General features: G+C 70.1%; 16 protein-coding genes and 1 riboswitch. Of the genes, 6 read left to right on the top strand and 10 right to left on the bottom strand.

Features of this window, described 5'->3' with window-relative positions:
* The first annotated feature begins 59 nt into the window (after window positions 1-59).
* The 3 genes from ACGF3C_RS21135 to ACGF3C_RS21125 are packed head-to-tail and all read left to right on the top strand — an operon-like array spanning window position 60 to window position 3,282.
* Window positions 60-1,229: an acyl-CoA dehydrogenase family protein gene (locus ACGF3C_RS21135; RefSeq protein ID WP_393224379.1), complete on the top strand. Its 1,170-nt coding sequence runs from the start codon at window positions 60-62 to the stop codon at window positions 1,227-1,229.
* Complete coding sequence (locus ACGF3C_RS21130; protein ID WP_393224376.1) at window positions 1,229-2,074, top strand: phosphate/phosphite/phosphonate ABC transporter substrate-binding protein; 846 nt, start codon at window positions 1,229-1,231, stop codon at window positions 2,072-2,074. Before ACGF3C_RS21135 ends, ACGF3C_RS21130 begins: the two co-directional genes overlap by 1 nt.
* Window positions 2,071-3,282, top strand: coding sequence for a ferritin-like domain-containing protein (locus ACGF3C_RS21125; protein ID WP_393224374.1), 1,212 nt, complete (start codon window positions 2,071-2,073; stop codon window positions 3,280-3,282). The genes ACGF3C_RS21130 and ACGF3C_RS21125 overlap by 4 nt, the downstream gene beginning before the upstream one ends.
* A 63-nt stretch (window positions 3,283-3,345) precedes the next feature.
* On the opposite strand, the gene ACGF3C_RS21120 is transcribed toward ACGF3C_RS21125, so the two are convergent.
* Both ACGF3C_RS21120 and ACGF3C_RS21115 read right to left on the bottom strand, forming a co-directional pair.
* Window positions 3,346-3,696: a DUF1330 domain-containing protein gene (locus ACGF3C_RS21120; RefSeq protein WP_357201402.1), complete on the bottom strand. Its 351-nt coding sequence runs from the start codon at window positions 3,694-3,696 to the stop codon at window positions 3,346-3,348.
* A 121-nt stretch (window positions 3,697-3,817) separates the two neighbouring features.
* Window positions 3,818-4,408, bottom strand: coding sequence for a TetR/AcrR family transcriptional regulator (locus ACGF3C_RS21115; protein WP_357229852.1), 591 nt, complete (start codon window positions 4,406-4,408; stop codon window positions 3,818-3,820).
* Between the two features lie 117 nt (window positions 4,409-4,525).
* Here ACGF3C_RS21115 and ACGF3C_RS21110 point away from each other — a divergent pair, with 117 nt between their 5' ends.
* Window positions 4,526-4,879: a TraR/DksA C4-type zinc finger protein gene (locus ACGF3C_RS21110; protein ID WP_357229854.1), complete on the top strand. Its 354-nt coding sequence runs from the start codon at window positions 4,526-4,528 to the stop codon at window positions 4,877-4,879.
* 25 nt (window positions 4,880-4,904) lie between these two features.
* On the opposite strand, the gene ACGF3C_RS21105 is transcribed toward ACGF3C_RS21110, so the two are convergent.
* The 3 genes from ACGF3C_RS21105 to ACGF3C_RS21095 all read right to left on the bottom strand — a co-directional run bounded on the left by ACGF3C_RS21105 (window position 4,905) and on the right by ACGF3C_RS21095 (window position 8,950).
* Window positions 4,905-5,402, bottom strand: a complete 498-nt coding sequence (locus tag ACGF3C_RS21105; RefSeq protein ID WP_357229856.1) for an N-acetyltransferase family protein — start codon at window positions 5,400-5,402, stop codon at window positions 4,905-4,907.
* Window positions 5,403-5,579: 177 nt separating this feature from the next.
* Window positions 5,580-6,575 carry a ribonucleotide-diphosphate reductase subunit beta gene (locus tag ACGF3C_RS21100; protein ID WP_355010116.1) on the bottom strand — a complete coding sequence of 332 codons (996 nt, stop codon included), beginning with the start codon at window positions 6,573-6,575 and terminating at the stop codon, window positions 5,580-5,582.
* Between the two features lie 56 nt (window positions 6,576-6,631).
* Window positions 6,632-8,950, bottom strand: coding sequence for a ribonucleoside-diphosphate reductase subunit alpha (locus ACGF3C_RS21095; RefSeq protein WP_393224484.1), 2,319 nt, complete (start codon window positions 8,948-8,950; stop codon window positions 6,632-6,634).
* 191 nt (window positions 8,951-9,141) lie between these two features.
* Window positions 9,142-9,358, bottom strand: a riboswitch (cobalamin riboswitch).
* Between the two features lie 432 nt (window positions 9,359-9,790).
* Between ACGF3C_RS21095 and ACGF3C_RS21090 the strand changes: the two genes are divergently transcribed.
* Together ACGF3C_RS21090 and ACGF3C_RS21085 are read left to right on the top strand one after the other, a co-directional pair.
* Window positions 9,791-11,188 (top strand): enolase C-terminal domain-like protein, encoded by a 1,398-nt coding sequence (locus tag ACGF3C_RS21090; RefSeq protein ID WP_393224370.1) that lies wholly within the window; start codon window positions 9,791-9,793, stop codon window positions 11,186-11,188.
* Between the two features lie 8 nt (window positions 11,189-11,196).
* On the top strand, window positions 11,197-11,919 hold the full coding sequence (locus ACGF3C_RS21085; RefSeq protein ID WP_357228829.1) for a FadR/GntR family transcriptional regulator: 723 nt from the start codon (window positions 11,197-11,199) through the stop codon (window positions 11,917-11,919).
* A gap of 7 nt (window positions 11,920-11,926) precedes the next feature.
* Here the strand turns inward: ACGF3C_RS21085 and ACGF3C_RS21080 are convergent, their stop codons facing one another.
* From ACGF3C_RS21080 to ACGF3C_RS21060, 5 genes are all read right to left on the bottom strand, one after another.
* Window positions 11,927-12,946, bottom strand: a complete 1,020-nt coding sequence (locus ACGF3C_RS21080; RefSeq protein ID WP_357228831.1) for an aldo/keto reductase — start codon at window positions 12,944-12,946, stop codon at window positions 11,927-11,929.
* Window positions 12,943-13,761 (bottom strand): ATP-binding cassette domain-containing protein, encoded by an 819-nt coding sequence (locus ACGF3C_RS21075; protein ID WP_357228834.1) that lies wholly within the window; start codon window positions 13,759-13,761, stop codon window positions 12,943-12,945. Before ACGF3C_RS21075 ends, ACGF3C_RS21080 begins: the two co-directional genes overlap by 4 nt.
* On the bottom strand, window positions 13,761-14,816 hold the full coding sequence (locus tag ACGF3C_RS21070) for an ABC transporter substrate-binding protein (protein WP_357228837.1): 1,056 nt from the start codon (window positions 14,814-14,816) through the stop codon (window positions 13,761-13,763). Before ACGF3C_RS21070 ends, ACGF3C_RS21075 begins: the two co-directional genes overlap by 1 nt.
* Before the next feature lie 40 nt (window positions 14,817-14,856).
* Window positions 14,857-15,864, bottom strand: a complete 1,008-nt coding sequence (locus ACGF3C_RS21065) for an ABC transporter permease (RefSeq protein ID WP_357228841.1) — start codon at window positions 15,862-15,864, stop codon at window positions 14,857-14,859.
* A gap of 320 nt (window positions 15,865-16,184) precedes the next feature.
* A complete protein-coding gene (locus tag ACGF3C_RS21060) occupies window positions 16,185-17,063 on the bottom strand; it encodes an amidohydrolase family protein (RefSeq protein WP_357228844.1) in 879 nt (292 codons plus the stop codon).
* Window positions 17,064-17,261 lie beyond the last annotated feature (198 nt).

Raw genomic sequence — 17,261 nt, 5'->3', positions numbered from 1 at the left:
TTCTCGCGTTCGGATAGGGTCGGCGGAGGTCCCATCGGCCCTCCTGAAGGAGTACCGGCATGACGGCCAGCGTCGACAATGCCCAGACCGCCACCGATTCCACGGACACGCTCGGCACGGTGATCGAGGACGTGATTCGCACGCAGGCGCCGATCGTCGATCGGGACGGGGCTTTCCCCCGTCCGGGTGTCGATGCTCTCGCCGCGGCCGGCCTCCTCGGCCTGGCCTCCTCGCCCGAGGTCGGCGGCGCGGGCCACGGCATGCGGGCGGTCGCCGAGGTGATCGAACGGCTGGCCGCCGAGTGCGGATCCACCGCGATGGTGGTGCTCATGCACTACGCGGCGACCGCCGTCATCGAGGCGCACGGTCCACGAGACGTCCGCGCGGCCATCGCCGCCGGCGATCACCTCACCACGCTGGCGTTCTCCGAGTACGGCTCGCGCAGCCACTTCTGGTCGCCGACCGGCACCGCTACCGCGGCCGACGGTGACACGGTCCGCCTCGACGCCCGGAAGAGCTGGGTCACCGCGGCTGGCGAGGCCAACAGCTACGTCTGGTCGAGCCTTCCGCTGACCCCCGACGCCGGCCCGATGACGCTGTGGCTGGTGCCTTCCGACAGCGCCGGCCTCAGCGTGGCAGGCGACTTCGACGGGCTGGGCCTGCGGGGCAACGGCTCCCGCCCGATGACCGCCGACGGGTTGCGGGTTCCGTCGACGGCGAGGATGGCGGCCGACGGTGCCGGGCTCGACACCGCGCTCGGCGCGGTCCTGCCCTGGTTCCTGGTGCTCAACGCCGCCTTCTGTCTCGGTCTCGCCGACAGCGCGGTGGCCGAGGCCGGCCGACATCTCACCAGGACCACGCTCGCGCACACCGGCGCCGCCCTGCGCGACGCGCCCGTCACCCGACGCGACCTCGCCCGGCTGATGATCCGCACCGACGCGCTGCGGGCCTTCCTGGGTGACACGCTCACCGCCCTGGAGACCGGCCGCGACGACGCGATGCTGCGGGTGCTCCAGGTCAAGGCGCTCGCCGGTGAGACCGTCGCCGACGTGACCGACGGCGCGTTGCAGCTCTGCGGCGGCAGCGCCTTCCGCAAGGAGTTGGGCCTCGAGCGCCGTTTCCGGGACGCCCGCGCGGCCCGGGTGATGGCACCGACCACCGACGCGCTGCACGATTTCGTCGGTCGGGTCGCCACCGGGCTGCCACTGCTCGACGAGGCCAACCGCTGATGCCCGCGCCAACCGTCCTGCTGGGCGCTGTCGCGTATGACCCGAAGGTGGTGACCATCTGGGAGGGCTTCCGCACCTGGCTGCGCGGGCGGGGCCTGGACTTCGACTTCGTCCTCTACTCCCACTATGAGCGCCAGGTCGAGGATCTCATTGCCGGGCGGATCGACGCGGCCTGGAACTCTCCCCTGGCCTACCTGCGGGCCGAGCGGCTGGCGTCAGCCAACGGCACTGCCGTACGCGCGCTCACCATGCGCGACACCGACCAGGACCTCACCTCGGTCGTGGTGGTCCGCGCGGACTCGCCGGTGCGCCAACTCGCGGACCTCGCCGGACGGGTGGTCGCCGTCGGGGCGGTCGACAGTCCACAGGCGACGCTGATCCCGTTGGATCACCTCGCCGCGCGCGGGGTCACTGTCGACGTACGCCGCTTCGACGTGGGTGTCGGCCTGCACGGCGACCACATCGGCGGTGAGCGCGACGCCGCCCGCGCCCTGGTGGCCGGGGAGGTCGACGCCGCCTGCATGATCGACGCCAACCATCTGGCGTTCGTCCAGGAGGGCACGTTACCGCCCGAGGGCACCCGGATCGTGGCGCAGACCGCACGCTACGACCACTGCAACATGACGGTCCGCGCACCGGAGTCCGACGGGGTCCGGCTCTTCGGCACGCTCCTGCTCGGCATGTCGTACGCCGATCCGCAGGTGCGGCCGCTGCTGGACCTGGAGGGGTTGACGGCCTGGCGGGAGGGCCGCACCACGGGGTACGACGTCCTCGCCGACGCCGTCGACACCAGCGGTTTCTACTCCCCCGACGGGCGGGTGACGGCCACGGACTACCGGCCGTGAGCGCGACGCCTGTCGCCGCGCTCGACCTGGGTGTGCTGGGTTTCGGCCGGGGCGCACACCTGCTGGTGCAGCGCGCCCTGGCCGGGTTGCCGCCGGGCGGCCGGTTGGCGGTCTCCGGTCGCGACCCGGCGCTGCGCGTACACCTGCCCGCCTGGTGTCGTGGCCGGGGCCACGGGGTCGAGTGGCCGGATCGGGGTGACCGGAGCGACCTGGTCGCCGTCGTCATCCGGGGGTCGGTGGACGACGACCGCTGGTTCGGCGCGGAGCGGGCCGGGCCGGCCCTGCCGTCGGCGCTCAGTAGCCGGCCACCCGCACGATGGGGGCTCGGTGCCCGTGGCGCGCTCCTGGAGGCCGGTGGTCCCGAAGCCCGGTTCGATCTGGACGACCGCGACCTGGTCTGGGCCGACATCGCCCCCCACCTGTACGCGCAGGCCGCCGCGCGACAGTGGGACCCGCAGACCGCGGTGCCGTGGGACGACCCGTTCGTGTTGCCGGCCGACGTCGAGGCCGCGGTGGTGCAGGTGATGACGTACCTGGTCGAGAACGAGCAGGCAGCGCTGGTCGTGCCGGCCCGGTTCGTGGGGCGCATCCACCCGCACTTCCGGGAGGTCGTGCAGCTTCTCGCCGTGCAGGTGGCCGACGAGGCCCGGCACATGGAGGTCTTCAGCCGGCGGGCACTGCTGCGGGGCACCGAGCTGGGCACGTCGTCCGCCGGCGGTCGGCAGTCGCTGTTCACCCTCGTCGCGGAGTCGGACTTCGCGCTGGCGTCGTTCCTGCTCTCCGTGCTCGGCGAGGGCAGCTTCGTCGATCTGCTGTCCTTCCTGCACGAGTTCGCCCCGGACCCGGTGACACGCCGGATCTGTTGGCTCGCCATGCAGGACGAACGCCGGCACGTGGTGTTCGGCATGGCACACCTGGAGCATCAGGCGCAGTCGGATCCACTGCTGCGAGATCGGCTGCGGGCGGCCATCCACCGCCGTCACGACGCGCTCGTCGACACGGCGGGCCTCAACGCTGACGTCTTCGACGCGTTGGTGGTGCTCGCGGCGGGTGGGTGGCACCCGGACGACGTGTCGGCCGGCTTCGACCGGGTGCGGGCCCTGCAACACGCCATGGACCAGGGCCGTCAGCGCCGGCTGGTCCGCCTGGGTTTCCGGCCCGACGAGGCGGCGGCGCTCTCCGCCCTGCACACCCGCAACTTCATGTAGCCGATCCCCGCGCACGACGTGCGGTGCGCGGGGATCGGCGTACGGCAGGTCAGCGAGAACTGGTCACTGGCCGAGCAGGGTGCGGATCTGACGCGCGTAGCCGGCCACCGTGAAGTCCGGGCCGACGGAGTCCACCAGGACCAGGTCGTTGATGGTGTGGTCGACGCGTAGCGCCAGGATCGCCTGGTACTCGGGCGAGTTGTACCAGGTCCTGGCGGTCTCCGCGTCGGGGAACTCGATCAGCACGACCGACCCGGGCCAACTGCCCTCAAGGACCTCCACCTGGGCATCGAGGACGAGCCACTTGGCGCCGTACGCCTCGGTGGTGGCCTGCACCTGCTCCAGGTAACGCAGGGACTCCTCGGTCGGCACTCCGCCCGGGATACGCAGGTGATTGATCAGGTACGTGCTCATGTCTCACTCCTCAATTCAGGTGCTGCTCCCGGCCGAAGGCGTACGACCGGTCGTCTTGGATTGGGTACACGCCGCGCCGGATGGAAAGACCCGGACTGTTACCGACGGGATCGGACGCGGATCAGGTGAGGATCCGGGCCGTGGTGATCGTGAAGAACTCCTGGAGGGCGGCCAGGTCACCGGATGCCTTCGCCCGGGCTGCCGCGCCCTCGTAGCTGGAGACGACGAAGCCGGCGAGATCGGTGGCAGGTTCGTCGCCGTGCAGTTCACCGGCAGCCCGCGCCTGCTCGATCGCCATGGCGAGCGCGGCGACCCAGCGGCCGAAGCCGGCGTCGACGGCGTTGCGCAGGGCATCGCTGTGCGCCGGGATCTCGGTGGCGAAGTTGCCCAGCAGACATCCGCGATCACCCATGGTGTCGCCGAGGCCGGTGACGTATCTCAGATGATCGGTGATCCGCTCAAGCGGTGTCCCGCCCTGCTTCTCGTCGAGCATCTCCAGCCCCATCGCCGCGGAGTATCTCGCCACCGAGTCCAGGGCGAGGTCCTCCTTGCTGGCGAAGTGGTTGTAGAAGGTGCCCTTGGGCGCCCCGGCCGCGGCGACGATGTCCTGGACGCTCGTCCCGTTGTAGCCCCGCAGGTGGAACAGGTCCAACGCGGCGTCGGACAACCGTTGCCGGGTTCCGGCGGAGGTGGGCGACTTCGGTCGTGGCATCTCGTGCACTCCTTCCGCCCAGGGGTCCGACTGGCTGACAGACACCACGATATGACCGGTCGTCTCGGAATGCCAGTGATGTGACCGCTGTCATCCCTCAGGTACTGTGGAGCGGCCATGAACAGGGATTCCAGCGCGGTCCGCGAGGAGCTGCTGCGACTGCGCGAGCAGACCGAGGCCCAGGCCACCGCCCTGGACGGCGACCTCCGGAGCCTCTTCGAGGCGTCCCGCTCGTCCAACGCCGATGACGAGCACGACCCCGAGGGCAGCACGATCGCCTTCGAACGCGCGCAGCTCACGGCCGTCCTGGACGCCACCCGCCGACGCCTGGCCGAGCTGGACGTCGCGCTGCGACGGGTCGACGACGGCAGCTACGGCGTGTGCGAGGGCTGTGGCCGCCCGATTCCCGCCGCACGGCTGGTTGCCCGCCCGTCAGCACGTACGTGCGTGGCCTGCGCCACCCGACGGTGACGGCCGCCGCCGACCGGCGGACTTCTCAGGCGATGGTGGGGCTGCGCCGTTCCAACAGAATGACGTCGCGCCAGCGTCCGTGGTGGCGACCGACCCGCTCCCGGACGCCGATGACCCGGAATCCGACCCGCTGGTGCAGCGCCAGGCTGGCGGTGTTCTCCGGAAAGACCCCGGACTGGATCGTCCAGACGCCGTCGGCCTCGGTGGAGGTGATCAACGCGTCCAGCAGCAGTCGGGCGATGCCACGGCCCTGGGCGGCCGGGTCGACGTACACGGAGTGCTCCACCACACCGGCGTACACCGCGCGGGTCGAGGTCGGCGAGACGGCGACCCAGCCAAGCGCCGTTCCACCCGGGTCGACGGCCACGAAGCGGTGCCCGCTCAGCCGGGCGGCGCTGAACGCCGCCCAGCCCGGCGCGGTGACCTCGAAACTGGCGTCACCGGTGTCCAGGCCGGCCTGGTAGATCGCCAGGACCCGGTCGGCGTCGGCGTCGGTCATGGGCCGCACGGTGATGTCGACCATCAGCACGTTCCTTTCCGGGCAGGCGACCACCCCCGTCTCGGCTTGCTTGCCTGACTTACTCACAGGTTCACAGCTGAACGGGCCACTTCCTTGATCAGGTGATGAGAAGTAGCTGTCGAGGTCGCCTCCAAGCTACTTTTCATCACCTGATCAACGGAAGCGCAGGGACCGAGGTCCTTAGAAGTCGTCGTCGAAGGCGACGGTGCCGGTCACCCCGACCTGGTACGCCGACACCCGCCGCTCGAAGAAGTTGGACAGCTCCTGCACGTCCTGCAACTCCATGAAGCCGAACGGGTTGCTCGACCCGTAGTGCGGCGCGATGCCGAGCTGGGCGAGGCGGCGGTCGGCGACGTGCTGGAGGTACTCCCGCATGTCGGCCAAGGTCAGACCGGGCACGCCGTGGCCCACCAGGTCCTCGGCGAACTGCACCTCACACTCGACCGCCTCGGTGAGCATCCGGCGAACCTGGTCGGCGAGGTCGTCGTCGAACAGGTCCGGCTCCTCGGCGCGAACGGTGTCGACGACGTCGAACGCGAACGCCATGTGCATGGACTCGTCGCGGAACACCCAGTTGGTGCCCGAGGCGAGGCCGTGCAGCAGGCCACGGGAACGCAGGAAGTAGACGTAGGCGAACGCGCCGTAGAAGAACAACCCCTCGATGCAGGCGGCGAAGCAGATGAGGTTGAGCAGGAACGTGCGCCGGTCCTCGCGGGACCGCAGCTCCCGCAGGTCGCTGAGAGAGTCGATCCACCGGAAGCAGAACTCGGCCTTACGCCGGATCGAGGGGATGTTCTCGATGGCCGCGAAGGCCTCGAAACGCTCCGTCTCGTCGGGCACGTACGTGTCGAGCAGGTTGAGGTAGAACTGGACGTGCACGGCCTCCTCGAACAGTTGGCGGGACAGGTAGAGGCGACCCTCCGGACTGTTGACGTGCTGGTAGAGGTTGAGCACCAGGTTGTTGGCGACGATCGTGTCACCGGTGGCGAAGAATGCCACCAGGCGGCTGACCAGGTGCCGTTCGGCCGGAGACAACTTGTCCAGGTCGGCGAGGTCGGCGTGCAGGTCGACCTCCTCGACCGTCCAGGTGTTACGGATCGCGTCGCGGAACCGGTCGAAGAAGTGCGGGTAGCGCATCGGGCGGAGAGTGAGGTCCATCCCGGGGTCGAGCAGCATGTGCGTGGTCCTCGTGTCGGTGGTGCTGGTGTCGGTCGTGGCGGCCTCGGGAAGAGTCACTGGCAGGCCTCGCACGACTCGGGGTTCTCCAGCGAGCAGGCCAGCGCGTCGGCGTCGACGACGACGGGCGCGACGGCGCTGACGGTGGCCTGCTGGATCCGCGTCGCGGGCCGCGAGCGCAGGTAGTAGGTGGTCTTCAGCCCGGCCTTCCACGCGTAGAGGTACATCGAGGAGAGCTTGCCGATGGTCGGTGCCGCCAGGAACAGGTTCAGCGACTGGGACTGGTCGATGAACGGGGCACGGGCGGCGGCCAGGTCGATCAGCGCCCGCTGCGGCAGCTCCCATGCCGTGCGGAACAGTTCCCGTACGCCGACCGGCAACTCGGCGATGTCCTGCACCGACCCCTCCGCCCGCTTGATCGCCGAACGGATCCGCTCGGTCCACAGACCGCGGGCCTTCAGCTCGCGTACCAGAGCGGTGTTGACCTGGAGGAACTCCCCCGACAGGGTCTCGCGCTTGAACAGGTTGGACACCTGCGGCTCGATGCACTCGTAGCACCCGGCGATCGAGGCGATGGTGGCGGTCGGCGCGACCGCCACCAGCAGCGAGTTGCGCAGCCCGTACGCCTCGACCCGCTCGCGCAGCGCGTCCCACCGCGCGGTCTGCGTACCCTCGACACCCCACAGGTCGGGCTGGAGCTGGCCCCGCGCGGCCCGGGTCTGCGGGTACGACGGATGCGCGCCGAAGTCGCGCGCCAGGTCGGCGGAGGTCTCCAGCGCGGTCAGGTACAGCTCCTCGCTGATCCGGGTGGACAGCTCGCGGGCGGCCGGCGAGTCGAACGGCAGCCGCAGCGCGAAGAAGGCGTCCTGCAGGCCCATCAGCCCGAGCCCGACGGGCCGCCAGCGGGGGTTGCTCGCCGCCGCCTGCGCGGTCGGGTAGTAGTTGATGTCGATGACCCGGTCGAGGAAGGTCACCGCGGTCCGCACCGTGGCGCGCAGCCGCTCCCAGTCGATGCCGTCGGCGGTGAGGTGGGCGGCGAGGTTCACCGAGCCGAGGTTGCACACGGCGGTCTCGGCGTCACTGGACACCTCGACGATCTCGGTGCAGAGGTTGGACAGGTGCACCACGTTGCCCGGCTCGGCGGTCTGGTTGCAGAGCCGGTTCGACGCGTCCTTGAAGGTCATCCAGCCGTTGCCGGTCTGGGCGAGGGTCCGCATCATCTTCCCGTACAGCTCCCGGGCCGGGACCTGCCGCACGTAGCGGCCCTGCGCCTCGGCCTGCCGGTACGCGGTGTCGAACCGCTCCCCCCACAGGTCGGGCAGCTCGGGCACCTCGTGCGGGTCGAACAGCGACCACAGCTCGTCGGCCTCGACCCGGCGCATGAACTCGTCCGGCACCCAGTTGGCCAGGTTCAGGTTGTGGGTACGGCGGGCGTCCTCGCCGGTGTTGTCCCGCAGTTGCAGGAACTCCTCGATGTCCGGGTGCCACGGCTCCAGGTAGACGCAGGCAGCGCCCTTGCGTCGGCCACCCTGGTTGACCGCGGCGACGCTCGCGTCCAGCGTGCGCAGCCACGGCACGATCCCGTTGGACTGCCCGTTCGTGCCCCGGATCAGCGCGCCCCGGGAGCGGACCCGGGAGTACGCGATGCCGATGCCCCCGGCGAACTTGGACAGGTTGGCGACCTGGGCGTACCGGGCGTAGATCGAGTCCAGCTCGTCGAGCGGGGAGTCGACCAGGTAGCAGGAGGACATCTGGGTGTGCCGGGTGCCGGAGTTGAACAAGGTCGGTGAGCTGGGCAGGTAGGCCAGGCTGGACATCAGCCGGTAGAAGTCGACCGCCTCGTCCGCCGTCCGGGACAGGCCGCAGGCCACCCGCAGCAGCCAGTACTGCGGGGTCTCCAGCACCAGTCGGCTGGTGGGGTGGCGCAACAGGTAGCGGTCGTACACAGTGCGCAGGCCGAAATACTCGAACCGGCGGTCGCCGTCCGGGTCGATGGCGTGGTCGAGCGTCGCGGCGTGTGTGGCGACGAACGCGGCGGTGTCGTCACCGATCAGGCCCTCGGCGTGGCCGACCCGGATCGCCGCGCTGAACGAGGTGATGCCCTGTCGCCGCACCTCCTTGTCGACGTAGCCGGCCAGCAGCCGCGCGGCCAGACGCGAGTACTGCGGCTCCTCACCGATCATCTCGGCGGCGGTCTGGATGGACAGCCGGTCGAGTTCGGCAGTGGTCGCGCCGTCGTAGAGGCCGCTGATGGTGCGGGTGGCCACCCGCAACGGGTCGACGTCGGTCAGGTCGTCGGCCCACCGCTCGACCGCCCGGACGATCTTGTTCACGTCCACGGGTTCGGTGCCGCCGTCGCGCTTGCGGACCTGCATCGGCGTCCGGCGCACTGTCGCGTCGCCGCTGGCCGGGACTACCTCGGTGACTGTCACCACTCGCTCCTCGGAGTTCGAGACCTGGTGGCCCGGACGCGAGGAGACAGACACCGACGGACGCCACGCCGGCCCCGGCGTGGGTCAGGTGGCGTCAGCCGTCCCACGCGGCCTCGGACCGCCGCCCACCCGGGTGGGGTACGCGGCGCGCTGGCAGGTCTTCGGACTCGCGGGCACGACCGGGCTCGCCGGTCTCCTACTGGCCGTCGCTTCCCAGGCCGATGGTGGCCCAGTGCTGTTGACGGCTGTCGTTCCCACTCACCGCTGCGGGACAGTCCCGGATTTCCACCGGGTTCCCTGTTGCCTCGACCGCACCGGATGAGCGGCCGAACCAGCTGCGCTCGACACCATATATAGGGACGCAGTCGTTGTCACACCCCACATGTCGGTCTCGGGCGTGTCGGCGGCGATGCGGTGACCACCGTCACCAACCCCCGGGAGCACGCTGCGGCCGACCGACGCCGGGCACCGGAGACGGGGCTCTGCGCACTGGTGTCGACATTCGACAAAGATTTGACGTATCGAGGCCACGGCACTGGAGACCACGCCCATACGTCGCCGTCGATGCCTCGCGGCGAGCCGGAACATCCAATCACCAGGGTCCGCCGCGCGCCTCACCTTGGCCCGCCAACCGGCATGATCGGAGTCAAGGCGGCTCGACCCGAGAGGGCAAACATCATATGTCTGCACGTCCGAGGTGATCGACAACGTTGACGCGCTGGAGCAGCCCTCCGTATACTCCCAGTGATCATCTGATCTTTAGCCTAGCCGGGCGAGGAGCGCATGCCGCAGATCACTGCCGTCACCGTCGAAGACGTCCGCTTCCCCACCTCCCTGACCGCTGACGGGTCAGACGCCATGAACAAGGACGGCGACTACTCGGCGGCCTACGTCGTCCTGCACACCGACGGCGTCGACGGCGTGGGCGCGCCACTCGCGGGGCACGGCCTGACCTTCACCATCGGACGAGGCAACGACATCGTCGCGGCGGCGGCAGTCCACCAGGCACAGCTCCTCGTGGGCCAGGACGTGGCAACGATGGCAGCGGACATGGGCGCGGTCTACCGCCTGCTCACCTCCGACTCGCAACTGCGGTGGCTCGGCCCCGAGAAGGGCGTCGTCCACCTGTCCCTCGCCGCCGTGTTGAACGCGTCATGGGACCTGGTCGCCCGGGTCGCCGACAAGCCGCTGTGGCGGCTGCTCGTCGACATGACCCCCGAGCAACTCGTCGACATCGCGGACCTGCGCTACCTGTCCGACGCGCTGACCCGCGACGAGGCACTGGCCATCCTGCGCGCCAAGGAGAGCACAAAGGCCGCCCGCCTCGGCGAGCTCGACCGGACCGGCTACCCCGCCTACACCACCTCGGCGGGCTGGCTCGGCTACGGCGACGACAAGCTGCGCCGACTGTGCCAGGAGGCGGTCGACACCGGCTACGGCTACGTCAAGCTCAAGGTGGGCGCCAACCTCGACGACGACATCCGCCGGTGCGCGATCGCACGGGAGATCCTCGGCCCGGATCGCAACCTGATGATCGACGCCAACCAGGTGTGGGACGTCGGTCAGGCCATCGAGTGGGTCACCGCCCTCGCCCGCTTCACGCCACTGTGGATCGAGGAGCCGACCAGCCCCGACGACATCCTGGGCCACGCGGCCGTCCGCCGCGCCGTCGCTCCGATCGGCGTCGCCACCGGCGAACACTGCCACAACCGGGTGATGTTCAAGCAGCTCTTCCAGGCCGAGGCCATCGACTTCTGCCAGCTCGACACCGGCAGGTTGGCCAGCATCAACGAGATCGTCGCCGTGCTGCTGCTCGCCGCGAAGTTCAACGTCCCGGTGTGCCCGCACGCCGGCGGTGTCGGGCTGTGCGAGATGGTCCAACACGTGTCGGTGCTCGACTACGTCGCGATCTCGGGGGACCTCACCAACCGGGTCACCGAGTTCGTCGACCACCTGCACGAACACTTCACCGATCCCTGCATCATCCGCGACACCGGTTCCGGCAGCGGATACGTCCTGCCCGGCCAGCCCGGCTACTCCACCCGGATGCGTCAGGAGTCGGTGGCGCTCTACCGGTTTCCCGACGGCCACTACTGGGCGGCGACAGACCCGACTACCGTGTCATCTCCGGAGGCGGCGTACGTGATCGCGGGTGGGAAGGCCACCCCCGCCGGCCGTTAGGGGGGGTCATGTCGCGCACGGACGAAGTGGTCAACGGCATCAAACGGATGATCCTCGAAGGGCAGTTCCGGCCCGGGGACCGGTTGCCCATCGAGAAGGACCTCGCCGAGCAGCTCGGTGTCTCGCGAGGTTCCCTGCGCGAGGGGATGTCGGCCCTGTCGATCCTGGGGATCGTCAACATCCGTCAGGGCGACGGCACCTACGTCACCAACCTCGACGCGCCACAGCTGCTGGCCCCGATGAATTTCGTGGTCGACTTCCAGGGCCAGGGCGACCCTCGGCACATCCACACCGTCCGCCGGCTGCTGGAGTGCGAGGCCGCCTGCCTGGCGGCGACCAGGATCACCGACGAGGCCCTGGCCCAGGCGGGTGACCTGCTCGCCGAGGCGGCCCGGTTGGTCGGCCAGTCACCGCCGGACCACGAGCGGATCATGGAGATCGACATCGCCTTTCACCGGATCATCGCGGTGCACGCCGAGAATCCGGTGCTCGTTGGTCTGATCGAAGCCTTCGCCGGGCGCACCATCCGTGGCCGGCTCTGGCGGAGTCTGCACGAGGAGGGCGCGGACCTACGCACCCATGACGAGCACGTGGCGATCCTGAAGGCCCTCGTGGCACGCGACCCGGAACGGGCGCGAACCCGGATGGCCAACCACCTGATCGGTGTGGAGGAGTCGTTGCAGGGGTTACCCGACGACGCTGACGCCAGCATCGAGACGGCCCGGTCGTGACCGACCCTCACGGCTGTACGTCGAGCAGCCCCTCGTCGTACAGCGCCGCCCAGAGCTGCTCCGGGACGTCGACACCAGACCGATGGAGGGTCTCGGTCACCTGGACGTCGTCCCGCATGCCGACAACGGTCGAGACCACGGCCGGGTGACGACGGACGAACGCCAACGCCGCCTGGGGCAGCGTGACGCCGTACGCCTGACAGACCCGTGCTATCCGGCGGGCGTGGTCGATCACCTCCGCCTGCGCCTGCTGGTAGTCGTAGACGGCGTCGGTCGGCGGCATGTCCCGGGCCAGCAGCCCGGAGTTGTAGACACCGGCGACCACCACACCGACGTGGCGGGCCTGCGCGACGGGCAGCAGGTCGGTCAGCGCGCCCTGTTCCATCAGGGTGTACCGGCCGGCGCACATCACCACGTCCACGTCGGTCTCCGCCACGAAGCGGGCCAGCATCGCCGACTGGTTCATTCCCGCCCCGACGGCGCCGATCACGCCCTGCTCCCGCAGCTCCACCAGGGCCGGGATCGCCTCGTTCGCGGCCTGCTGCCAGTGCTCGTCGGGGTCATGCAGATACACCACGTCGATCCGGTCCAGGCCGGTGCGCCGAAGGCTCGCCTCCAGCGAACGGCGGACGCCGTCGCGGCTGAAGTCCCAGACCCGGCGGTGATCGGCGGGAACGTCGAACCCTTCCGGATCCCGCTGGTGCGCCGTCTCCGGTGACGGCACGAGCAGCCGGCCGACCTTCGTCGACACCACGTACTCGGCGCGGGGGCGGGAGCGCAGGGCCGCGCCCAGGCGTCGTTCGGACAGGCCCAGCCCGTAGTGCGGTGCCGTGTCGAAGTATCGGATGCCGCCTGCCCACGCGGTGTCCACGGCGGCGGCGAACTGCTCGTCGGACGTCGCCCGGTAGAGATTGCCGCCCTGGGAGGCGCCGAAGCCCAGTGGGCTCAGCCGCAGCGGCGGTGCAGCGCCGCCGCGGCTCGTCGGACCCGCGGGACCGCGGGCGCCTCCCTGGACGGCGGCCCTCACCGCTCGTCCCGACCCACGCTGGTGCTGCCGGTCATCGCGGCGACCAGATCGTCGGTGGTGGCCTCGTCGGCGCGGAGCTGGGCCGCGCGCCGGCCGAGGCGCAGCACCTCGACCCGATCGGCGATCTCGAGGACCTGCGGCATGTTGTGGCTCACCAGCACCACCGACATGCCGGCGTCGCGGGCCCGCCGGACGACATCGAGCACCCGTCCGGTCTGGACCACCCCCAGGGCCGCGGTGGGCTCGTCGAGGATGACCACGTTGGTCGCCCAGATGATGGCCCGGGCCACCGCCACGCACTGCCGCTGCCCACCGGACAGCATCGCGATGGGGGTGGTGACCCGGGGGATCCGTACGCCCAGTTCGTCCAGCGCGGCGGCGGCGCCGTGGCGCATGGCGCGCTTGTCCAGCAGCCCGAGCCGGCCGAGTGGTCCGGAGCGAAGGATCTCCCGGCCGAGATACAGGTTGGCGGCCACGCTGAGGTCGTCGGCGACGGCGAGGTCCTGGTAGACGGTCTCCACCCCTGCCCGTCGGGCGTCGACCGGGGTGGAGAACTGGACCGGACGGCCGCCGACCCGGATCTCGCCCTCGTCCGGCGGGTGCACACCGGACAGGGTCTTGATCAGGGTGCTCTTGCCGGCGCCGTTGTCGCCGATCAGCGCGACGACCTCACCGCGGCGGACCGTGAAGTCGGCGCCGCGCAACGCCTCGACGTGCCCGAACCGCTTGACGATGCCGCGGGCTTCGAGGACCGGCGGCTCCGCGTCGGTGGGTTGCTGGTCGCTGGTCGGGGTGGCCGTGGGGTTCACGCCCATCACTGCACCGGCGGGTTGGCGCAGCTGGGCTCGAGCACCGCCTTGATCTCCGCCGAGTCGATGTTCTCCTTGGTGACGAAGGTGACGCCGGTGTCGGCCGACGCCAGCGGCGCCTTGTCCCGAAGGTGCTTGACCATCTTGTCGACGCCGAAGTAGCCCATCTTGAACGGGTTCTGCACGACCAGCGCCGAGATCTGGCCGTTGCGTACCCCGGCGATCTCGTCCGGGGCGGCGTCCCACCCGATGATGACCACCTTGCCGGACTTGCCGGCGGCCTGGATGGCCTGCGCGGCACCGAGCACGCTCGGCTCGTTGGCCGCGAAGACACCCTTCAGGTTGGGGTTGGCGGTGAGGATGTTCTCGGTGACCCGTCGGGCCTCGTTGACGTCACTCTTGCTCGGCTGTTGGCCGACCAGCTTCAGGTTGGGGTACTGGGCGAGGCCGGCCTTGAAGCCGTCGACCCGCTCGGTGTTGGTCTGCGATCCGGGCTGGAACTCGACCAGCGCCACCTCGTGGTTGCCGGGGCCGAGTTCGGTGGCGAGCAGCTTGGCCGCCTCGGTCGCCGACGCACGGTTGTCGGTGGCGAAGAGGGGCACGTTCGACGGCTGCGGGCTGGTGCCAGAGTCGATCATGGCGACCGGGATGTTGGCGCTGAGCGCCTTGTCGGTCGCCGGTGCCAGCGCGCTGGAGTCGGTCGCCGCGTAGACGATGCCGTCGACCTTCTTGGTGACGAAGTTCTGGATCAGGTTGACCTGGCCCTCGACGTCGGTCTCGGCGGTCACCCCGTCCCACTGGACGGTGACGTCCCCCGCGCGCTGCGCGGCGCACTCGGCGCCCGCCTTGACGGTGTTCCAGTAGTCGGCGCCGACCGCCTTGGGTACGACGGCGAGCTTCAACGGGCCGCTCGCGTCCTTGGCCGCACTGTCGCCGCCGCCGTCGCGAACCTCGACCCCGCCGCAGGCGCTGAGCAGGGCGGTCGCCGCGGCCGCGGCCAGGATCGCCTGCACGCGCAGGAGTCGTCCTCGCGTCCGCCGGCTGGTGGTGGTGTGTGCCATGGTGTGTGTCCTTCCTCGTTCGGACTCTCGGAATGGCATGTCAACCCCGTGATTCCAGCCGCCGGCGGCGGTACTGGTCGAAGTAGACGGCGGCCCAGATGATCACGCCGACGATCACCTGCTGGTAGTGGATGCTGATGTCGAGCAGGACGGCGCCGTTGCGGACCAGGGCGATGAGGAACGCGCCGATGATGGTCCCGACGATCCGGCCCTGCCCGCCGAACAGGCTGGCTCCGCCGATGACGGCGGCGGCGATGACGTCGAGTTCCAGCGAGATCCCGTAGTTGGGCTGGCCGGAGTTGACCCGGGACGCGGCGATCATGCCGCCGAGCCCGACCAGCACGCCGGCCAGCACGTACACCCCGGTCAGGTGCCGCCCGACCCGGATGCCGGAGCGGCGTGCCGCCTCCAGATTGGAGCCCATGGCGTAGGTGTACTGACCGAAGCGGGTCTGGGAGAGCAGGAAGGCGACCCCGACGGCGACCAGGACGGTGATCACCACGGCGAACGGAATGCCGAGGATCTGCCCGTTGCCGAGCAGTTGGAAGGACCGGGGAAGGCCATAGACGCCGACGGCGCCGGTGATGATGAAGACCAGGCCGCGGCCCACGGACATGGTCCCCAACGTCGCGATGAACGGCGGAATCCGGGCCACCGTCACCAGCAGCCCGTTCAACAGCCCGGCCAGCGCGCCGACGCCGATCGCGACCGCCGTCGCCGCCCAGAGCGAGAAGCCGAGGTCGCGTACGACCATCGCGCCCAACACGCCGGCGAGCGCGGCGACCGACCCCACGGACAGGTCGATGCCCTTCGTGATGATGACCATCGTCTGGGCGGTGGCGATGATGGCGATCACCGCCGTCTGGGCCCCGATGTTGAAGAGGTTGTCCGCTGTCAGGAAGTAGGGGCTCGCGAAGGTCAGGGCGATGAACAGGACGACCAACGCGGTGGCGGCGGTGAACTCGGAGACGGCGTGGGAGATCCGTTCCCGGAACCAGTCGCTGAGTTCGCCGCGCTGTGTGCCGGCGGTTGCCTCGACGCTACTCATCGTCGGACCTGACCTCCCCAAGCGTGGTGCCGGCGTCCGACGGGGACCCGCCGACGAGCCGAACGTCTGTGAGCGACCGACCCCGCTCGGCCGGCGGTGCGGCGAGGTGCGCGCACAACCTTGGAGATAGGTCGGATGATTCCCGCGATCAGGCGTTACCTTGCCACGCATTCACGTATGTTGCCAAGGTCTTGCGGGCATGTTTTGCCATCGTTACCTGTGCCACCGAAGCCATACGTCTGACCAAATCGACACCGACTGCCGCCGCTAGCATGTTATCGATAACATCCTATGTCCCCAGGCCGAAGGGCGCTGCCGTCTCAGGACGGGGCCAGCCGGTAGAAACGGCCGGCGGTCCGGCGCCAGATCGCGGCCCGCTCGTCGTCGGAGAGCGGGTCCAGCAGGTCACCGAGGACGGCGACCCAGCGGGTGTACGAGGTGGCGAGCAGGCACACCGGCCAGTCCGAGCCGAACATCAGCCGATCCGGCCCGAACACGTCAAGGGCGTGCTCGACCGCGGGCCGCAGGTCGGCAGCGGTCCAGGACCCACCGTCCACTTCGGTCACCAGGCCGGAGAGCTTCGCCGTGGTGTTGGACTCGGCCGCGAGCGCCCGCAGGTCGCGGTGCCAGTCACCGAGTTCGGCGCGTCCGAGCGGGGGCTTGCCGAGGTGGTCCAGGACGAACCGCACCTGGGGCAGGTCGCGGACGAGCCGGACGGCCGCCGGCAGCTGACGGTGGCGCACCAGGAGGTCGAAGGCGAGACCCGCGGCACCGACCGCGGCTATGCCGCGCCGCACCTCGGGGCGATCGAGATAGGTCGGGTCGGGTTCGGACTGGACCAGGTGCCGGATCCCGACCAGCCGTTCGCCGCCGCGCGCCCCGCGTAGTCGGGCGAGGCGACGGTCGACATCGGCGGCGGTGAGGTCGACCCAGCCGACGACCCCGGCGACGAGCGGGTCGTCGGCCGCGATGCCGAGCAACTCGGGCGTCTCCGACCGAACGGCGACGGACTGGACGACCACGGTCTGGGTGACCCCGGCGGCCCGGGTCGCCGGGGCGAGCTCGACCGGTGTGAAGTCGTTGTCGATCGCGGCCATGGTGTGCGGATCGATCCAGGGCTGTGGGTGCCGCGCCCGGACCCAGAGGTGATGGTGCGCGTCGACGATGCCCGCTCGTCGCGCGACCTCGCCGGTCGTCACCGGACCCGTCCCTGGCGCGTTCCCGTCCACCGCACACCCCGCCCCGCCGCTGATCGAACCCTCCGGGTCAACCCGGAGCCACGGAGCCGATCTGGCAGATTGACCATGTTAGCGGTAACAGCCTGTTGTCGAGCCCGAACGCGCACCACGACCGACCTCCGGCAGTGTCGCCTTTTGGTCTGACGAATCCACCGGCAC

It is taken from the genome of Micromonospora sp. NPDC047762, from assembly GCF_043204655.1.
In the GTDB taxonomy this organism is placed as follows: Bacteria; Actinomycetota; Actinomycetes; order Mycobacteriales; family Micromonosporaceae; genus Micromonospora.
The sequence above is the reverse complement of the archived record's forward strand: the minus strand, read 5'-3'. Positions and strand labels throughout refer to the sequence as shown.